The organism is Rhodobacteraceae bacterium M385 (genome assembly GCA_025141835.1).
Taxonomy (GTDB): Bacteria; Pseudomonadota; Alphaproteobacteria; order Rhodobacterales; family Rhodobacteraceae; genus Gymnodinialimonas.
On the sequence record CP081102.1, the window covers coordinates 3,433,195 to 3,452,578 of the forward strand.

Annotated in this window: 16 protein-coding genes; 10 read left to right on the top strand and 6 right to left on the bottom strand. The window is 61.4% G+C overall.

Annotated elements, in window-relative coordinates:
• The first annotated feature begins 11 nt into the window (after positions 1-11).
• Entirely contained in the window at positions 12-935 is a 924-nt protein-coding gene (locus K3728_16825; protein ID UWQ95321.1) for an ABC transporter permease, read from the top strand.
• A 4-nt stretch (positions 936-939) separates the two neighbouring features.
• Positions 940-2,595 (top strand): ABC transporter ATP-binding protein, encoded by a 1,656-nt coding sequence (locus K3728_16830; GenBank protein UWQ95322.1) that lies wholly within the window; start codon positions 940-942, stop codon positions 2,593-2,595.
• Positions 2,596-2,728: 133 nt separating this feature from the next.
• Here the strand turns inward: K3728_16830 and K3728_16835 are convergent, their stop codons facing one another.
• Together K3728_16835 and K3728_16840 are read right to left on the bottom strand one after the other, a co-directional pair.
• Positions 2,729-4,315, bottom strand: coding sequence for a 5-guanidino-2-oxopentanoate decarboxylase (locus tag K3728_16835; GenBank protein ID UWQ95323.1), 1,587 nt, complete (start codon positions 4,313-4,315; stop codon positions 2,729-2,731).
• 25 nt (positions 4,316-4,340) lie between these two features.
• A complete protein-coding gene (locus tag K3728_16840) occupies positions 4,341-5,276 on the bottom strand; it encodes a helix-turn-helix domain-containing protein (GenBank protein UWQ95324.1) in 936 nt (311 codons plus the stop codon).
• A gap of 75 nt (positions 5,277-5,351) precedes the next feature.
• Here K3728_16840 and K3728_16845 point away from each other — a divergent pair, with 75 nt between their 5' ends.
• From K3728_16845 to K3728_16880, 8 genes are all read left to right on the top strand, one after another.
• On the top strand, positions 5,352-6,512 hold the full coding sequence (locus K3728_16845; protein ID UWQ95325.1) for an acyl-CoA dehydrogenase family protein: 1,161 nt from the start codon (positions 5,352-5,354) through the stop codon (positions 6,510-6,512).
• A gap of 94 nt (positions 6,513-6,606) precedes the next feature.
• Positions 6,607-8,631 carry an acetate--CoA ligase family protein gene (locus tag K3728_16850; protein ID UWQ95326.1) on the top strand — a complete coding sequence of 675 codons (2,025 nt, stop codon included), beginning with the start codon at positions 6,607-6,609 and terminating at the stop codon, positions 8,629-8,631.
• A complete protein-coding gene (gene caiD, locus K3728_16855; GenBank protein ID UWQ95327.1) occupies positions 8,628-9,413 on the top strand; it encodes a crotonobetainyl-CoA hydratase in 786 nt (261 codons plus the stop codon). Before K3728_16850 ends, caiD begins: the two co-directional genes overlap by 4 nt.
• Before the next feature lie 68 nt (positions 9,414-9,481).
• The gene (locus K3728_16860) at positions 9,482-10,390 is read left to right on the top strand and encodes a 3-keto-5-aminohexanoate cleavage protein (protein UWQ95328.1); all 909 of its coding nucleotides are present in this window, start codon (positions 9,482-9,484) and stop codon (positions 10,388-10,390) included.
• The gene (locus tag K3728_16865) at positions 10,387-10,926 is read left to right on the top strand and encodes a lipocalin family protein (GenBank protein UWQ95329.1); all 540 of its coding nucleotides are present in this window, start codon (positions 10,387-10,389) and stop codon (positions 10,924-10,926) included. Before K3728_16860 ends, K3728_16865 begins: the two co-directional genes overlap by 4 nt.
• Complete coding sequence (locus tag K3728_16870; GenBank protein ID UWQ95330.1) at positions 10,923-12,323, top strand: carnitine 3-dehydrogenase; 1,401 nt, start codon at positions 10,923-10,925, stop codon at positions 12,321-12,323. The genes K3728_16865 and K3728_16870 overlap by 4 nt, the downstream gene beginning before the upstream one ends.
• Before the next feature lie 129 nt (positions 12,324-12,452).
• Entirely contained in the window at positions 12,453-13,457 is a 1,005-nt protein-coding gene (locus K3728_16875) for an aldehyde dehydrogenase (protein ID UWQ95331.1), read from the top strand.
• 121 nt (positions 13,458-13,578) lie between these two features.
• On the top strand, positions 13,579-15,006 hold the full coding sequence (locus K3728_16880) for an NAD-dependent succinate-semialdehyde dehydrogenase (GenBank protein UWQ97602.1): 1,428 nt from the start codon (positions 13,579-13,581) through the stop codon (positions 15,004-15,006).
• Positions 15,007-15,111: 105 nt separating this feature from the next.
• On the opposite strand, the gene K3728_16885 is transcribed toward K3728_16880, so the two are convergent.
• The 4 genes from K3728_16885 to K3728_16900 are packed head-to-tail and all read right to left on the bottom strand — an operon-like array spanning position 15,112 to position 19,383.
• Entirely contained in the window at positions 15,112-17,007 is a 1,896-nt protein-coding gene (locus K3728_16885) for a beta-galactosidase (protein ID UWQ95332.1), read from the bottom strand.
• Entirely contained in the window at positions 17,004-17,855 is an 852-nt protein-coding gene (locus tag K3728_16890; protein UWQ95333.1) for an SMP-30/gluconolactonase/LRE family protein, read from the bottom strand. The genes K3728_16885 and K3728_16890 overlap by 4 nt, the downstream gene beginning before the upstream one ends.
• Entirely contained in the window at positions 17,852-18,469 is a 618-nt protein-coding gene (locus K3728_16895) for a 2-dehydro-3-deoxy-6-phosphogalactonate aldolase (protein UWQ95334.1), read from the bottom strand. The genes K3728_16890 and K3728_16895 overlap by 4 nt, the downstream gene beginning before the upstream one ends.
• Positions 18,469-19,383: a 2-dehydro-3-deoxygalactonokinase gene (locus tag K3728_16900; protein UWQ95335.1), complete on the bottom strand. Its 915-nt coding sequence runs from the start codon at positions 19,381-19,383 to the stop codon at positions 18,469-18,471. The genes K3728_16895 and K3728_16900 overlap by 1 nt, the downstream gene beginning before the upstream one ends.
• Position 19,384 lies beyond the last annotated feature (1 nt).

A 19,384-nucleotide genomic window follows, 5' to 3' on the forward strand; every position in this document is an offset into this window, starting at 1 on the left:
GGGGATCGGACATGGCATTATTTATGGGTCTTGTTTGGTTGGTCGTGGCCATTGCTGTCGCAATGGGGCTCGGCCTGCTTTTCCGCCAAGGCGTCATCGCCGTTGCCCCGAAGGGCGTCGCGAAAGAGCTGCGCACCGCGCCAATGACGGCGAGTTTCGGGATGATGATGATCGTGATCTACGTGGTCGTCGCCGTCCTCGCCCCCGTGATCGCGCCGTTTGGAGAAACCGAGATCGTGGGCCGAGAGTATTCCGCCTGGAACGATGAAAATATTCTCGGGACGGACAATCTGGGCCGCGACATGCTTTCGCGTATGATCTATGCGGCCCGCAACACCGTGGGCATCGCCTTCGTCACCACGGCGCTGGCGTTCATCGTCGGTTCAATCCTAGGGCTTCTGGCGGCGATTGTCGGAGGCTGGTTGGACCAACTTCTGTCGCGCACCGTCGATGTGTTGATGGCGATCCCGTCGCTAATTTTCGCGCTGTTGTTGCTGACCATTGTGGGCACGTCGATCATAAATATGATCGTCATCATCGCGCTGATCGACAGCACCCGTGTGTTCCGCCTCGCGCGGGCCGTGGCGATGAACATCGTCGTCATGGATTACGTAGAGGCCGCAAGACTACGCGGCGAAGGGTTGTGGCGGTTGATCACAAGGGAAATCCTGCCCAACGCCATGGCGCCGTTGGTGGCCGAATTTGGCCTGCGCTTCTGCTTTGTGTTCCTCATGATTTCGGCCCTATCTTTCCTTGGCCTTGGGATGCCGCCCTCGACCGCCGATTGGGGCTCGATGGTGAAGGATAACGCCACGCTCATCACGTTTGGGGATATCACGCCGCTGCTGCCTGCGGGGGCCATTGCGCTGCTGACGGTCAGCGTGAACTTTGTCGTCGATTGGCAGCTTCACCGCGCCTCTGGTTTGAAGGAATAATCTGATGTCTGACCAAGAAATCCTTCTGACGATCAAAGACCTGCGCATTGAAGGCCGCGCCGATGAGGAATGGCTGGAAATCGTAAAAGGCGTCGACTTGACCCTCCATAAGGGAGAGGTCTTGGGCCTGATTGGAGAATCCGGTGCAGGCAAGTCCACCATCGGTCTGGCCGCCATGGGCTTTGCCCGCGACGGGTGCCGCATTTCCGGCGGTGAGATCACCTTTGACGGGATCGACCTGCGCGCAGCATCCGAGGACGCTAAGCGGGCGCTGCGCGGCAAACGCATCGCCTATGTGGCGCAATCGGCCGCTGCCAGCTTCAATCCGGCCCACAAGCTGATCGACCAATATTGCGAAGGCCCGGTAGAGCACAGCGTCATGGGCCGATCCGAGGCCGCCGCAGACGCCACGGATCTGTATGAGAAGATGCAGCTGCCACAACCCGGCACCATCGGTTTCCGCTATCCGCACCAAGTCTCGGGCGGGCAATTGCAACGGGCGATGACGGCGATGGCCATGTCCTGCCGTCCTGATCTGATCATCTTTGATGAGCCGACAACGGCGCTGGATGTCACGACGCAGATCGAGGTGCTTTCGGCCATTCGCGACATCGTGGAACAGTTCAACACCGCCGCGATCTACATCACCCATGACCTCGCCGTGGTGGCGCAGATGGCCGACAAGATCAAAGTACTGCTGAAGGGCGAAGAGGTGGAAGAAGCCGACACCGCCACCATGCTGTCTGCCCCGACCGAGGAGTATACCAAATCCCTTTGGGCCGTGCGCAGCCATGCACGCGCTGACCAACCGCCAGTGGCCGCTGATGCGGTGCCTGTGGTTTCCGTGCGCAATGTAACGGCGGGTTATGGGACGTTGGACGTGCTGTCGGACATCAGCTTCGACATTCACGCCAAACGCACCGTGGCAGTTGTGGGCGAAAGCGGATCAGGCAAATCCACTGCCGCGCGGGTCATCACTGGGCTGTTGCCTCCGCGCGCGGGGGAGGTTCTGTTTAACGGCACCGCCTTGCCGTTGGATTATCGCAGGCGGACCAAGGAACAGCTGCGCCAAGCGCAGATGATCTATCAGATGGCCGACACCGCATTGAACCCGAAGCAAAAGTTACGCGAATTGATCGGGCGGCCTGCGCAGATGTATCTGGGCCTGCAAGGCCGTGCGCTGGAAGAACGTGTGCGCGAACTGCTGTCACTGATCGAGCTAGAACCCGACGACTACATTGATCGCCTTCCGTCCGAGCTTTCGGGTGGGCAAAAACAGCGGATCGGTATCGCACGGGCCTTGGCTGCGGAACCTCAGTTCATCATCTGCGATGAGGTGACGAGCGCCTTGGACCAATTGGTGGCCGAGGGTATCCTCAAACTCCTCGACAAGCTTCAGGGGGAATTCAACCTCGCCTATATGTTCATCACCCACGATCTGGCGACGGTGAAAGCCATCGCCGACGAGGTGGTCGTGATGAAACAGGGCGTCGTGGTAGAGCAAGGCCCCAAGGCCGAGATGTTCCAACCGCCCCACGATCCCTACACAGAGCTGTTGTTGTCCTCAGTCCCAGAAATGGACCCGGACTGGCTGACTGATCTGCTCAAGGAACGCGCCTCAGGTGGCGCAGGCGCAGGGGTCGACGGCGCGGGCAACTAAGGTAGACCGGGCCTTGGCCCGGCTCCTGCCCTATCCCGTTTCGCGCTGAAACGCCCTGCCCCGGGCCGAGGCCCGGTCTACGGGGTGCGGATCGGGCCAAGGGTGTTGGACGCGGGCAGGGCCGAAGTCCGGTTTACGGGACAATTATCTCGATTAGATAGGCTTTGCCCGACGCCGTTGCGCGGTCGAGGGCTGCGGTCAAATCATCTGTTCCCTCAATCCTTTCGGCAGCCATGCCGTAGGCTCCTGCCACCGCGACGAAATCCGGGGCTGAGGGTTTAACACCTTCCGGCACAATATCGTTGTCGCGCATGTAACGCTCAATCTCTTGGTAGCCGTTATTGTTCCATACGATGAAGATCACGGGCGTATCTTCGTCCATCGCGGTGCCCAGTTCCGACAGGCAGAATTGCAAGCCGCCATCACCGGTGATGCACACTGTTGTAGAAGCGGCATCACCCAAAGCCGCGCCGATGGCCGCAGAGGGGCCATATCCCAACGCGCCGTAGCCCGTGGCGGCGTTGAACCAACCGCGCGGCTGGCTGATATAGGCGTACATATTACCCGCGTAGATCACCTGCGTGCTATCGCCCACGATACGGCAGCCGGGTACGGCTTTGGTGATCGTGTCAATCACGTCGATATGGTCAAGGTAGGCGGGCGGCAGTTCTGCAAGACTGGCGCCACGGGCCTGCGCGGCCCGCAGGTTGCCTTGCCCCTTGTTCCTGTCGGCATCGGTTATCTGTCGCGTCAGGGCTTGCACGGCGGCTTCCGCGTCGGCCACAATTGCCACGTCGGGCAAACGGCCCCGCGTGATTTGCTGCGCGTCGCAATCAACACGGATCAGGCACGCCAGAGCAGGGGCGTTGCCGTCTTCATACATATCAAAATCGGTGCGCCCGAATTGGGTGCCAATGGCCAGCACCGCGTCGGAAGAGGCCATAAGGTTGCGCACCGTCCCTAGCGAGGGGCTGGCGGGAACACAAAGCCGGTGACCACCCAAAATACCCCGCGCGTTCGTTGTCGTCACGACGGGCGCATCAAGCGCCTCTGCCAGTTCAGTGATCACATCCGCCGCGCCCACAGCGCCGCCACCGGCAAGGATCAACGGGCGCGTCGCGCCCTCCAACAGGCGTGCTGCCTGCGCGATAATGGCAGGGTCAGGCGCTTTACGCGTGGGCACCATTTCCCGTTCCGCTGGCGTATCGATCTGCTGCTTCATCACGTCCAGCGGCACTTCGATATGCACCGGGCCGGGACGCCCGGCTGTCATGGCGGCAAAGGCCCGGTCCAGAACCCGCTCTAGATCTTCGGCACGGTGCAGGGTTTGCGACAGGAGCGCGACTTCTCGCATCATCGCTTGTTGGTCTGGCAACTCGTGCAGGAAGCCTTCTTCTTGCCCGAAGGTTGCCACTCGGTTCACGCCGGAAATCACCAGCATCGGGATGCTGTCCGCACGGGCCTGTGCCATGGGGGTAATCGCATTCGTCACCCCCGGCCCGGTAATCAGCAGACACACCCCCGGCTTGCCCGAGGCGCGCGCGTAGCCATCAGCCATGAAGCCCGCGCTTTGTTCATGGCGGGGCGTGATATGGCGAATGCCGGACCCGGAGAGGCCGCGATACATCTCGACCGTATGCACGCCGGGGATGCCAAAGATCGTATCCACGCCGCGCCGTTCCAACAGCGTGATCAACACTTCGCCTACCGTGCGTTTCATGGCCTCTCCGATCTGTACGCGGACTCTATGCGCCCTTGGATTTCCTAGCCAATCTGGCAGCTGACGGGGTGATCCCAAACTCCGCCTTGAAGGCCCGAGCCATAGCCGTGGCATCCCGGTAGCCCGAGCGCAAGGCGACCTCGGACACGCTGTCGCGGGTTTGCTCTAGCCTGCGCCGCGCTTCGCCCAAGCGGATGCTGCGGTAGAGCGCGCCGGGGGACATCCCGGCATGGGCTTGGAACGCGATTTCTAACGCGCGACGGGTCAGGTTTAGTTCGGCGGCCAATGCCGTGATCCCAAGCGGCGCTTCCACATGGCGGCGCATCAGGGCAGCGGCTGCTTTGACCGTCCGGTGGGTGGGGATTAGCCGCTGTGGATCAAGGTCCGGGGGGCGTTCTCCGTACATGAACAGGGCGGCCACCTCAAGCGATAGGGCCGAGCCGTGGCGGCGCTCGATCAACTCTAACATCAGCTCCAGCGTCGTACTTGCCCCGCCGCAACTGACCCGGTTGCCGTCGATAACAAAGCGATCTTCGGTGAAGTCGACCTCGGGGAAGGTCTCTGCGGCCTGCCCCAAAGTGTCCCAGTGACACGTCGCGCGGCGGCCATCCAACAGGCCAGCATAGGCCAAAAGATAGGCGCCGGTGTCCAACCCCACCATCGTATCAAACCGCCTTGCGGACGCGCGAAGCGCGCGGGCGGTGGCGGGGACGGCAAGCGCCTCGTGCCCGTAGCTTGGCATCACGAACAGATGCGATCCCGACAGCAGCGAGGACAGTTGCGTTGCCTGCACGGGCAACCCACTGGAGGAGCAGACGGGCGCGTCATCAAGGGACAGGAAATTCCACCGGTAAAGCTCTGTCCGTGCCAGCGTATTGGCCGCCCGCAGGGGCTCCACCGCATTGGCAAGGCAGAGGTTTGAGAACCCCTCGAACAGCAACATTGAATACGTATCCGGCATGATTTCAACGCATACAGCAACGTAGAGTACAAAACGAGGCCTAACCATGTTCCCGAATGCAGGGGAGAGGCGCATATGGATTTCGGCCTGAGCGACGAACAGGAAATGATCGTATCCACGGTCCGCAGCTTTGTGGAAAATGAGATCTACCCCCATGAGGCCGAGGTTGAACGGACGGGCCACATGCCGTTGGAACTGGGGCTGGAGATCAAGCAAAAGGTCATCGACCTTGGGTTCTACGCCTGCAACTTTCCGGAAAGCGTGGGCGGTGCCGGTCTGTCACATCTGGATTTTACCTTGGTCGAGAGAGAGTTGGGGCGCGGGTCCATGGCGCTTACCCATTTCTTCGGACGGCCACAGAATATCTTGATGGCCTGCGAAGGCGATCAGGTTGAGCGCTATCTTCTGCCGGCCGTGCGAGGCGAGCGGATGGATGCGCTGGCCATGACCGAACCCGATGCCGGGTCGGACGTGCGGGGGATGAAATGCTCGGCCGTGCGTGACGGCGGGGATTGGGTGGTGAACGGCTCCAAGCACTTCATCTCGGGCGCAGAGCACGCGGATTTCTTTATTGTTTTTGTGGCAACTGGAGTGGATGAGACACCCCGTGGCCCCAAGAAGCGGATCACCTGTTTCCTTGTGGATCGCGGCCACCCGGGGTTTGAGGTGCGCGAGGGATATAATTCCGTAAGCCACAAGGGCTACAAGAATTGCATCCTCACCTTTGATGATTGCCGGCTACCCGATGCGCAGGTCTTGGGCGAAGTCGATGGCGGCTTTGCGGTGATGAACGAATGGCTCTATGCGACGCGCCTGACGGTGGCCGCGTTTAGCGTGGGGCGGGCCCGGCGGTGCTTTGACATGGCCGTGGACTATGCCGCGCAACGCAAGCAGTTCGGGCAACAGATCGCCAAGTTCCAAGGCGTCAGTTTCCAGATCGCCGATATGATTACCGAGATCGACGCCGCAGATCATCTAACGTTGGCGGGGGCTTGGCGGTTGGACAAGGACCTTCCGGCGAACCGGGAGATTGCCTCGGCCAAACTGTATGCGACGGAAATGCTGGCGCGCGTAACCGATACCACGTTGCAGATATTCGGCGGCATGGGGTTGATGGATGACTTCCCGATTGAGAGGTTCTGGCGTGACGCGCGGGTCGAGCGGATTTGGGATGGCACCTCTGAAATTCAGCGGCACATCATAAGTCGTGACCTGTTTCGGCCCTTGGGCGCATGAGAGTAGATTTCCCTTTGCGATGCAAAGTGACCAAGCGGGGGGTTCCCCCCCGCACCCCCACGATATTTTTGAAAAGATGAAGCAGGGGCGCGCGATGGACCGATTGTTGAAGCCGCGTTCGATCGCTGTGATCGGGGGAGGCGTATGGTGTGAGAGTGTCATTCGGGAATGCCAAAAGATCGGCTTCACCGGTGAGATATGGCCCGTCCATCCGACGAAGGTAGAGATCCAAGGCCTGACCGCGGTTGGGTCCGTGGAGGCGCTGCCCGCGGCGCCGGATGCCGCCTTTGTCGGCGTGAACCGTTTGGCTACGGTCGAGGTGATCGCCGCGTTGTCGGCGATGGGAGCCGGAGGGGCGATCTGCTTTGCATCGGGCTTTCAGGAGGCGGTTGAGGAGCTGTCCGACGGGGCGGACAAGCAGGCGGCCTTGCTGGAGGCGGCGGGAGAGATGCCGATCCTTGGGCCCAATTGTTACGGCTTGGTCAACGCACTGGATGGCGTCGCCTTGTGGCCAGATTATCACGGAATGGTGCCCGTGGATCGAGGCGTAGCGATTGTTACGCAGTCGTCGAATATTGCGATCAACCTGACGATGCAAACCCGGGGTTTGCCGCTGGCCTATGTGGTCACGGCGGGCAATCAGGCGCAGAGGGATTTGGCGCAGATTGGCATGGCGTTGCTGGATGACCCCCGCGTTACAGCGCTGGGGCTGCACATTGAAGGGATACAGGACATTCGCCGGTTGGAGGCACTGGCAGACAGGGCGCGCGCTCTGGGTAAGGCGATCGTGGCGTTGAAGGTGGGTGCGTCAGAGCAGGCACAGGCCGCGACGGTATCCCACACGGCATCGCTGGCGGGGAGTGACGCAGGCGCGAGGGCATTACTGGCGAAGATTGGAATTGGGCAAGTCAGCAGTTTGTCTGCCCTGCTAGAAGCGTTGAAGCTGCTCCATGTTACCGGGCCTTTGACGTCCAATCGCATCGCCTCCATGTCATGTTCCGGGGGCGAGGCCTGTTTGATCGCGGACACCGCGTTGTCTTTTGACGTAGATTTCCCCGAGTTGTCGGAGCGGCAACGGACTGACTTGCGCGCGGCACTTGGTCCCAAGGTCGCCTTGGCAAACCCATTGGACTATCACACCTACATCTGGGCGGACCGAACCGCGATGACGGCGTGTTTCGCTGCCATGATGGATGAGACCTTGGCCTTGGGGGTCGTGGTGCTTGATTTCCCTCGGCCCGATCGCTGCCCTGCACCGGATTGGGACTTGGTCATTGAAGCCGTAGCTGATGCGCAAAAGGCCACGGGCCGCCCCATTGCGATCCTGTCCAGCTTGCCCGACACGATGCCGGAAGCCTTAGCCCAGACCATGATCCTTCGGGGAATTGTGCCGATGTCTGGGTTTACGGAGGCTTTGGAAGCGATTGCCGTGGCCGCCCGGTTAGGCCGCTTTGAGACGTCGGCGCCGGTTCTATTGCCGGGCGTGGACGGGCCTAGTGTGACGCTGAGCGAAGATGAGGCCAAGCGGCGGCTGGCGTATTTTGGTTTACAAGTTCCTGCTTCCTTGTTGGTGAATGGCGCCGATGAAACAGCACAAGCGGCGGCATCTCTTGGCGGTACGGTCGTGCTGAAAGGCATGGGTGTCGCCCATAAGACGGAGGCCGGGGCGGTCCGCTTGGGGTTAACCACCGAGTCCATCGTTGCGGCGGCGGAAAGGATGCCTTCGGATGAATTTCTTGTAGAAGAAATGGTTACGGCACCGGCCATCGAGCTCTTGATAGGTGTAGTGCGCGATCCGGCCCACGGGTTCGTTCTAACGCTAGGCGCTGGCGGTACGTTAACCGAGATTCTTGACGACACCACGCAGCTGCTATTGCCGTGCTCTGCCGAGGAGATCACCGCGGCACTTTCCCGCTTGCGTTTAGCCCCGCGCCTGAAGGGATACCGCGGGGCGCCCCCCGCCGACATCACATCGATTGCCAGCGCAGTACTCGCCGTGCAGGAATATGTAACCGCCCATTCGCAGGACGTTGTTGAGGTTGAGATCAACCCGCTTCTCTGCACTCCCACCCGCGCCGTCGCCGCCGACGCCCTGATCCAATTAAGAGAGGCCCCATGACCTACACGCCCATCAAAACCACCCGCCGGGGCTACGTTCTGGAAGTCACGCTTGACCGGGGAAAAGCGAACGCCATCGACCTGGCAACCAGCCGGGTCATGGGAGAGGTCTTCACCGACTTCCGCGACGACCCCGACCTGCGCGTGGCGATCGTGACAGGCGCGGGAGAGAAGTTCTTTTGCCCCGGATGGGACCTGAAAGCCGCCGCCGATGGCGACGCCGTGGATGGGGATTATGGCGTCGGCGGTTTCGGAGGCCTGCAAGAGTTGCGCGGGCTGAACAAACCAGTGATCGCCGCGGTGAACGGCATCTGCTGTGGCGGCGGGCTGGAACTGGCTTTGGGCGCGGATATTATTCTGGCCGCCGATCATGCCAGCTTCGCCTTGCCGGAAATCCGGTCCGGTACTGTGGCCGATGCGGCCTCGATCAAGCTGCCGAAGCGCATCCCCTATCACATCGCGATGGAAATGCTGTTCACCGGTCGCTGGCTGGATGCCGAAGAGGCCGCCCGCTGGGGAATGATAAACCGGATCGTGCCGGCGAAGGATCTGATGGATCAAGCCCGAGAAATGGCGGACCTGCTGGCCAGTGGCCCCCCCCTTGTCTACGCCGCGATCAAGGAAGTGGTGCGCGAGGCGGAAGATATGAAGTTCCAAGATGCGTTGAACAAAATCACCAAGAGCCAGTTTGAAACCGTCGAGAAGCTCTACCGATCAGAAGATCAACTGGAAGGCGCGCGGGCATTTGCCGAGAAACGCGATCCGGTTTGGAAAGGGCGGTAACGAATTTTCGTACGAAAATTCACACATGCGTTTTCGTACGAAAACGCAGCAGCGACATAGGGAATCACATGCCACTGACCATGAACAAAGATGTCTTCATCACCTGCGCCGTGACCGGTTCGGGCTCCACTCAAGATCGTAGCCCTCATGTGCCACGCTCCCCTAAACAAATTGCCGATAGCGCGATCGAGGCCGCGAAGGCAGGGGCTGCGGTTGTACATTGCCACGTACGCGATCCGGAGACAGGCACGCCATCACGGGATTTGGCCTATTATCGGGAAGTGACCGATCGCATCCGAGATGCTGAGGTTGACGTGGTGCTTAACCTTACCGCTGGAATGGGCGGCGATATCGTCTTCGGCCCCACCGATGCGCCGCTCCCCACCCGAGAGGGCACAGACATGGTCGGCGCGGCAGAGCGTGTGGCCCATATTGCCGAATGCCTACCCGAAATTTGCACGCTTGATTGCGGCACGATGAACTTCGCCGAGGCCGACTACGTGATGACAAACACCCCCGGCATGTTGCGGGCGATGGGGCAGATGATGACCGATCTGGGCGTGAAGCCCGAGATTGAGGCGTTCGATACCGGGCATCTGTGGTTCGCGAAGGAACTGGTGAAGGAAGGCGTGCTCGACAGCCCCGCCTTGGTCCAACTGTGCATGGGCGTGCCTTGGGGGGCACCTGACGATTTGAACACCTTCATGGCGATGGTGAACAATGTGCCCGATGATTGGACGTTCAGCGCCTTTGCCTTGGGACGCAACCAGATGGCTTATGTGGCCGCTTCGGTACTGGCGGGCGGGAACGTGCGTGTGGGGTTGGAAGATAACCTGTGGCTCGACAAAGGAGTTCTCGCGACCAACGCGCAGCTTGTGGAACGCGCCGCGGGGGTTATTGAGGGGATGGGCGCCAAGATCATTGGCCCCGCCCAAGTCCGTGAAAACCTTGGATTGACCAAGCAGGCACCGAAATGAATCCTACTCTTCTCGGGCTTGTTCCAGCCCTCCTCGCAGTCGCGTCGTGCGGGGCGGTCGTGGGGCCGTCCTACCGCGACGATAACGTCACTATAGCGTCCTCCGCCAACTTCGATCCGACCCGCTATGTGGGGCGCTGGTATGAGGTGGCGCGCTACCCAAACCCGTTCCAAGAGGATTGCCCCGGTGCAATTGCCGACTACGCGCTTACCGACGCACCGGGCGTCTTGGCTGTGACGAATACTTGCCTTGATGCCAACGGGCAGCCCTCTGGCACAATCACGGGCACTGCCACGGATGAAGGGCTTGGTCGCCTATCTGTTCGTTTGCAGGGCGTCCCCGTGGCCGCCCCCTATTGGGTGCTTTGGGTCGATGAGGGCTACCGCACCGCAGTTGTCGGCAGTCCAAGCGGGCGCGTGGGGTGGATCTTGAACCGAGACCCCGACATTCCCGCCGATCGTCTGACGGCCGCCCGCGAAGTGCTTGATTTCAACGGCTATGACCTCACCCAACTGACCCGGAGTGTAACCCCATGAAAGCAGCGATCATTGGCGGCGGCGTCATCGGCGGCGGATGGGCCGCGCGGTTCTTGTTGAATGGGTGGGATGTCACGGTCTTCGATCCCGACCCGGAAGCCGAACGCAAGATTGGCGAGGTCTTGGACAACGCCCGGCGCGCTCTGCCCTCTCTCTATGACACAGCCCTACCAGCGGAAGGCACGCTGTCCTTCACCGATGATCTGGCAGAGGCTTGTACGGGTGCGGATTGGGTCCAGGAAAGTGTGCCGGAACGGCTCTCTATCAAACACACGGTCCACGCAGACCTAACGGCCCTTTCACCGGAACACGCTGTTATCGGATCATCCACCAGCGGTTTCAAACCCTCGGAGCTGACTGAAAAAGGCGCGCGCGTCATCGTCGCCCATCCTTTCAATCCGGTCTATCTGCTGCCTTTGATCGAGTTGGTCGGCGACGCGGACCGTTGTGCCAAAGCGGCGGAAACGCTCAGAACCCTTGGCATGTACCCCCTGCACGTCCGCAAAGAGATCGACGCACATATTGCCGACCGCTTCCTAGAGGCCGTCTGGCGCGAGGCCCTGTGGCTGGTCAAAGACGGTATCGCCACCACCGAGGAAATTGATGAGGCCATCCGCATGGGCTTTGGCCTTCGGTGGGCGCAGATGGGCTTGTTCGAGACCTACCGCGTGGCGGGCGGAGAGGCGGGCATGAAACACTTCATGGCGCAGTTCGGTCCTTGCCTGACATGGCCCTGGACCAAGCTGATGGATGTGCCCGAATTCACCGACGAGCTTGTCGACCTGATCGCTGGCCAATCGGACGCGCAATCCGGCCACCTTAGCATCCGAGAGCTTGAGCGTCTGCGCGATGACAATCTTGTGGGGATTATGCGGGCGCTGAAGCACTCCGGCTCGGGCGCAGGGGGCGTTGTGGCCCGCCATGAAGCGACTCTGCCCAAGGCCGAACTGCCCGTGACGCTGGACCGGCAGGTGCCGCAGGGCTGGACCGATTACAACGGCCATATGAACGAGACACACTATCTGGAGGCCGGTTCAAAAGCCTCGGATCGATTCATGGAAATGGTCGGGGCGGACGCCGATTACATCGCCAGCGGGCGCAGTTACTTCACCGTAGAGAACCACGTCCGCTATCTGGATGAGGTTCTTGCAGGCGATACCCTTCGGGCCGAGACATTGGTGCTGAACGCCGAAGGCAAGAAATTGCACCTGTTTCACCGATTGTTTCGCGGTGATGGAGCACTGGCTGCGACCGTGGAAAGCCTGCTTTTGCATGTTAATCTGACCACCCGAAAGACGAGCCTTCCCGGCGCAGAGGTCGCTGCGGCCTTGGCAAAAGCGGCGGCGGCCCATGCGGGGCAACCTTTGCCAGACGGCGCCGGAAAGGTGGGGCGGTAGGGCCACCTGCCCCCACGAACCATCACAAACGCCACTGAAGCCAATCACTAAATCCCATAACACCACCCCTGCGCGTCCCTTGCGCATGGGGCGGTAGGGGTGCATCACTCGGCCCATAGGAGGCATCCCATGACCATCCGAGTGGCGATTAACGGTTTTGGCCGGATCGGACGATCCGTTCTACGGGCTTGGGCCTTGGGCGGCGGGCGGCTTGGTCCGACGTGGCCCGACGTTGAAATCGTGGCGATTAACGATATTGCCGCCCCTGAAACCTGCGCCTATTTGTTTGAGTTCGACAGCGTCTTTGGGGCCTTTCCCGGCGACGTTGCGATTGTTGACGGCGATCTGATCGTGAACGGTCGCCATATCCCTCTGACACAAGAACGCGACACCGGGGCATTGGACCTTTCCGGCGTCGATATCCTGATGGAATGCACCGGGCGCGGTACGCGGAATGTGGCCGAAGCCGCCTTGGATGCTGGCGCTGGCAGGGTACTTATTTCGGGCCCTGCACCGGATGCTGACTTAACCTTGGTTTTGGGCGCAAACCATGAAGCGTTACGGCCAGATCATCGGATCGTCTCCAACGCGTCCTGCACCACCAATGCCATCGCGCCCTTGGTCCGCTTGATCGACGAGGAATGGGGCCTCGACAGCGCCTTGATGACAACGGTGCATTGCTACACCGGCAGCCAGCCCACGGTGGATATGCCTATGCGTGACCCGGCCCGGTCGCGGGCGGCGGCCTTGTCGATGGTGCCCACGACAACCTCAGCCGAGAAGTTGGTGGATGTTGTCTTGCCACATTTGGCAGGCCGGATCACCGGTTCCGCGGTGCGGGTGCCTGCGGCCTCTGTATCGTGCGTGGACTTAGCGGTAATGACGCGCGAAATGCCCAAGGCCGAAGCGGCGCGCGCGCTGCTGCAAGAACGTGTGGACGGCGTGATTGGCTACACCGACAAGCCCCTTGTCAGCTCGGACCATCGCGCGCGCCCCGAGTCGCTGATTGTGGCGGGCCCCGAGATCAAACGATCCAAGGGGGGAATGCTCCGGGTGTTTGGCTGGTACGACAACGAATGGGGATTTTCCTGCCGTATGCTGGATGTAGCCCGCATGATGAGCATGCAGAGTTAGCGTGGGCAGAAGCCGCTTCACCGTGATAGGAAGTGGCAAATCTTGAACGGAACACCCCTCAATCGGCGCGAAGCGCGGTACGACAGAATGGAGGCCTAGGATGGCAAATTGGCAAGCATGGATGAAAGAAGCGGCATATGTGGATGGCGCATGGGTCAATGCTGACAGCGGCGACACCATCGACGTGACCAACCCCGCCACGGGCGAAGTGATCGGGCATGTCCCGAACTGCGGCACAGCCGAGACCGAGCGTGCCATTGCTGCCGCGCAGGGCGCTTTTGGTGACTTTGCCGCGATGTCGTTGATGGATCGGGTCGGGTTATTGTGGAAGTTGCACGATGCATTGATGGATAATCAGGAAGCTTTGGCAGAACTGCTGACCATCGAGATGGGCAAACCCCTGGCCGAGGCCAGAGGCGAGATCGGCATCGGAGCGCAATACGTGCGCTGGTTTGCCGAAGAAGCACGCCGCGCGAAGGGTGAAATCGTGCCTGCGGGCGTGAACGGACGCCGGATTTTGGTGACCAAGCATCCCGTGGGCGTTGTGGGGATGATCACGCCTTGGAACTTCCCCTCGTCGATGTTGGCCCGAAAGATTGCCCCTGCGCTGGCGGCGGGCTGCCCAGTGGTGGCAAAACCCGCAACGGCAACGCCCTACTCGGGCCTTGCATGGGCGGCACTGGCTGAAGAAGTCGGCTATCCCGCGGGCGTAGTGAACGTATTGACTGGATCGGCGCGGAAGATCGCGGGCGCGATGATGGACGCGCCAGAGGTGCGGAAAGTGACGTTTACCGGCTCGACCGAAGTGGGCAAGGAATTGATCCGCCAGTCGGCAGATACGGTCAAGAAAGTCTCGATGGAATTGGGCGGCAACGCGCCGTTCATTGTATTCGATGATGCCGATCTGGATAAGGCTGTGGAGGGGGCGATGGTGTCCAAGTTCCGCAACTCGGGCCAAACATGCGTCTGCGCAAACCGGATTTATGTGCAGGCGGGCATCCATGATGCGTTCGTCGAAAAAATGGTGGCGGCAACGAAAGCGATGAAAGTGGGTGATGGCCGCGAAGACGGCGTCGAGCAGGGGCCGTTGATTGACGTCGATGCCGTCGCCAAGGTGCAAGAGTTGCTGGACGATGCGACAGCAAAAGGCGGCAGTGTCGCTTGCGGCGGCAAGGCGCATGCTTTGGGCGGGTCGTTCTATGAGCCGACGGTGATTACCGGTGCGACCCAGGACATGGCCTTTGCGCAAGAGGAAATCTTTGGGCCGCTGGCACCGGTCTTCAAGTTTGAAACCGAGCAAGAGGCCATCGAGATGGCCAATGACACCGTCTTTGGATTGGCGAGCTATGCCTTTACCTCAGATCTGGGGCGTGCGTTCCGTCTGAACGAGGGGCTGAAATACGGGATGATCGGGATCAACTCGGGCCTGATCACAACGGTGGAAGCGCCTTTTGGCGGCGTGAAAGAGAGCGGCCTTGGGAAAGAAGGCGGCTCGCAGGGGTTGGAAGATTATCTGGAGACGAAATACGTCTGTATCGACGGTATTTAAGGGTTTCTAAGGTGTCGCCCCGGCTTTGGCCGGGACGACCAGCCGGGGGGCTCGCCCCCCGGACCCCCGAGAGTTGTATGGCCAAGATGAAGGAGCGCCGGGTGCCTACGTCCAGGTGACGCCCGCAGGCGGGATCGTTTCGCCGTTGAAGGTGACGGGTTCGGGGCCGTGGTTGAAGGTGAACCGGGTTTGGCCTGTGTCCCGGATGCGGATGTCTTGCGGAAGGTCTTGGGGGGAGAGGCCAGCGGCGCTGGCGGCACGGGTCAGGATGCGCTTGAGCAGCACCTCATCCGGCCAGCCGGAGAGGTAGGCTGTATTGCCGGATTGGATCAGGATCGGAGCCCCTGATTGGGTGCGTTCGGTGGCGGTTTCCGTGGTGTCTAGCTGTTCGAACCAGAGCTTCACGTGGCCATCGTCTTGGGCCGGGATCGGCATGTCGGCCCGGATGGTTTCGACGCGGGATATCGTGGCGTTGAGGCCGGAGATCGCCGGAGGCAAGGGAATGGGCGTGCTGAGGTTATGGGTCTTGGCGTTGGTACGCGGTCCGAGGATCACTTGCGCGTTGGTGGCGGCGAGTGCCTGTTTGAGGGACTCGGACAGGGTGAGGACGCCCGGCGCAAGGACGAGCGCATAGCCAACGAGAGAGGCTGCATCGGGCGGCAAGATATCTACCGAGAGGCCCAGTTTCCGCAAGCCACGATAGAATTCGAACACCAGACGGAAGTAGTCGCATCCCGCCCCTTGGGGTTGCACAGACCAACCCCAAGCGCTGGCGTAGTCAAACACAAGCGCCACGGGCGCTTGGGCGATTTCCACAGAGGGCATGTCTTTGAGTTCACGGGCCACGGCGGCGGCTTCGGCGAAGCCTTCGGCCTCGGCGCTATCAGGGCGCAGGAGGCCCGCGTGATATTGTTCTTGTGCGAAGGGGGCTTGGCGCCAACGGAAGTAGGCGACGCATTCGGCGCCGTGGGCAAAGGCCTCCCAAGTCCAGAAGCGCACCATGCCCGGCAGCGGCGCGGGGTTGTGGGGGGCCCAGTTCACCGGGCCCGGTTGCTGTTCCATCACCCACCATCGGTCACGACCTACGGCACGGTAGATGTCATGGTGGAAGGCTTGGAAATCCGGGTCGCCCTGGCGGGCATAGCGGCGTTTGTGTTCGGGCGTGGCCTCTAGCCGGTCCTCGAGAAAGCCAAGGGGGTAGCTGTCCCATGTGGCGATTTCCATCTGGCGGCCGGTGGCGAAGTGGTCAAACTCCACGATCCGGCCCATGTAGTTATGGCTGATGGGCGCGTCTGAGTGCTGCTTGATCGCTGCGACTTGGGCCGCGTTGAAGCGCGCCACCTGATCGGAGGAGAAGCGGCGGAAGTCGAGAGCATGGGACGGGTTGGGTTCTGTCACCGTGAGATTGGGCAGATCGATGTCATCAAAGCTGTCGTAATCCATCGACCAGAAGATATTCCCCCACGCGCGGTTCAGGGCATCGGTGGATTGATAGGTCTGCGCCAGCCAGTCGCGGAACGCCACGCGGGCCGGGTCCGAGTAGCTGTAGATCGTATCATGACAGCCGTATTCATTGTCGGTTTGCCATGCCTCGACCTTGTGGCCGAAGCGTTCCGCCAGCAGCGTGGTTATACGCACGGATTCGGCCCGGTAGCCGTCGTGAGAGAAGCAGTAATGGCGGCGAGAGCCGAACTTGCGCGGGTTCCCCGCGGCATCTACCGCCAGCATGTCGGGGTGTTTTGTCAGCATCCAACGGGGCGGGGTGGCGGTGGGCGTGCCAAGCACAACCTTCAGACCCGCGCCATGCAGTACGTCGATGGCCCGATCGAGCCAGTCAAAGTGCAGGTCTCCGGGGGTGGGTTCCAGACGGCTCCACGCGAATTCGCCGATGCGAACCCAGGTGAGGCCAAGATCGGCCATGCGGGCGGCGTCCTCGGCCCAGATCTCCTCGGGCCAATGTTCGGGATAGTAACAGGTGCCAAGAGTGCGCTGTAGGGTCATAGAATTACTCGGTGTTCTTTTTGGCCTTGGACCGCCGTTGCCACGCGCAGGGTCTTGCCCGACTGGGGGGCTGTGTCGAAGGCGTCATCGGGCAAGCCCTGGAGGGCCGTGGTGACATAAAGGTGCCCGCCCCCGAAGGAAGGGCATGTGGGTTGCGGCACAGGGAGGGTCAATTCTTCTACAAGTTCTCCGGATGGATCATAGCAAGCCACCCGCGATGCGCCCCATTCAGCGCACCAGAAATTGCCCTTAGCATCGACCACGGCGCCATCGGGGTTCAAGCCGGTATCCCGGTGATCAAGGAAAAGGTCCGGCTTCGCTTCCGGCCAGCCCTCGGCATCCAGCCCATAGCGCCAAACCCGGTTCTTGGCGGTGTCGGCAAAATAGGCAAAACGGCCATCGGGGCTGAAACAGGTGGCGTTGGGGATCGTGACCTTATCGCGCAGAAGCCGAACCTCCCCGCGATAGTAGCGGTAAAGCGCCCCTGCCCCGGCCTCGGCGTTCAGGCCCATGGTGCCGATCCAAAAACCTCCCTGCGGGTCGGCGCGACCATCGTTGCAGCGGGTCACGGGGTTATCGACTTCCAGGGGGGCGAGGTATGTCTCGGTCTCTTCAATGAGATCAAACACAAACAGGTCCACGTCCGAGGCGATCAGAAGGCGGTCGTGGTCCACCCAACCGGCGGCCGAGACATGGCGGTCAAACTGCCATTCCTGCGGGCCGTCTTCCGTGCGCGTCAAAAGGCGCTTGCCGACGATGTCGAACCAGAACAACTGCTGTCTTGTCGGATGCCACAGCGGGCCTTCGCCCAAGGTGCAGGCGCGGTCGTCAAACACCTCGATTGTCATACGAGGGGGCCTTTGGTGGCGGTGTCATAGGCCTCGACCATCGCGCGGGCGCGACGGGCCACGTCATCCACGCTCAGCCCCGGCTTATATAGCGCCGAGCCGATGCCGAAGCCGTCAGCGCTGGCGTCGATCCATTCGCCGAAGTTCTCAGCGCCCGCGCCGCCCACGGCAAACACGAGCGTGCCCTTGGGCAGGATCGCGCGCACCGCCTGAAGACCCTTGGGGCCAAGCAGGGAGGCGGGGAAAATCTTCAAGCCATCGGCGCCGGCTTGCAGGGCCGCGAAGCATTCCGTGGGGGTCATCACTCCGGGGAAGCTTTGCAGGCCAAGGCGCTTGGTCTCGCGGATCACGGCGACATCGGCGTTAGGCGAAACGATCAGCTTGCCGCCTACATCGGCCACGCTTTGCACATCGGCGGTCGTCAGAACAGTCCCCGCCCCGATCAGCGCCCGGTCACCACAAGCCGCGACCATCGCGCCGATGCTTTCCAGCGGATCAGGAGAGTTCAGGGGCACTTCGATCCGGTCGATCCCGGCACCGATCAGCGCCTCGGCCATAGGAACAGCTTCGGGTGGGGTGATCCCGCGAAGGATCGCAATCAGGGGGCGAGACATCAGACAGACTCCGTCATGGTCGCGTGGACACGGGCAAGACCCGCGCGAGTCAAAGGGGCGGCGTCATAGCTGCGCGCCTCCACCCCTTGGGTTTTCAAGGCTGCTGCATAGGCCGCGACAAGGGCGGGGCTTCCGGCCAGCGCCACGTCCTGCCCCAACCAATAGGGCTTGGTTGCCGCCAGTTCAGCCCCAATCAGATAGCCGGAAAGGCGCGCCCGCGCGGTCACCGGATCAAGACCGTTGAGAACGTTTTCCCCGCGCAACCCGAACAGGCGTTGAGATAGCTTTTCAGGGCGCGAGATGATGTCGGACACGGCTTCCACAAAGGCCTCGGGCGCGTCGCCGCGTGCCGCGATGGAATGGCGCAGGACAGATTTCTCGGACAGAAGTTGGAACATCTCTCCGGTCATGCAGGTCTGGAAACTGACGACTTCTTCGGCCGAGATGCGCACCCATTTCGCGTGCGTTCCGGGCAAGCAAAGCACGCCGTCGAAATCCTTGTTCGACGCCAAAAAGCCCGCAATCTGGGTTTCTTCGCCTCGCATCACATCGGCATGGTCGGCTTGCTTCAGGCCAGGCACGATCATCAGGTTCAGGCGAGGATCTTCGGTGGGCGCGGACACGACGGAGAGGTCGCCGGGCTTGGTAGGAACGGCCACGTAGGGGGCCTCGAACCAGCCTTGCCGCGCGCCGACCATGCCGCAGGCGACAATCGGCATCGGCGCTGTGTCCAACCAAGGCTCCACCAAGCGCAGCAACGCGGGCTCGAACCCATCGCGGGTCAGGGTCGCCATGCCATCTTCGCTAAAGGCTTCGGCTTTGACGGTATCACCCACCATCGCCCATGCGCGCAGATGCGTCGTGCCCCAATCGACCGCGATCCAATCTGCGTAAGTCGTGTTGCTGTTGCTCATG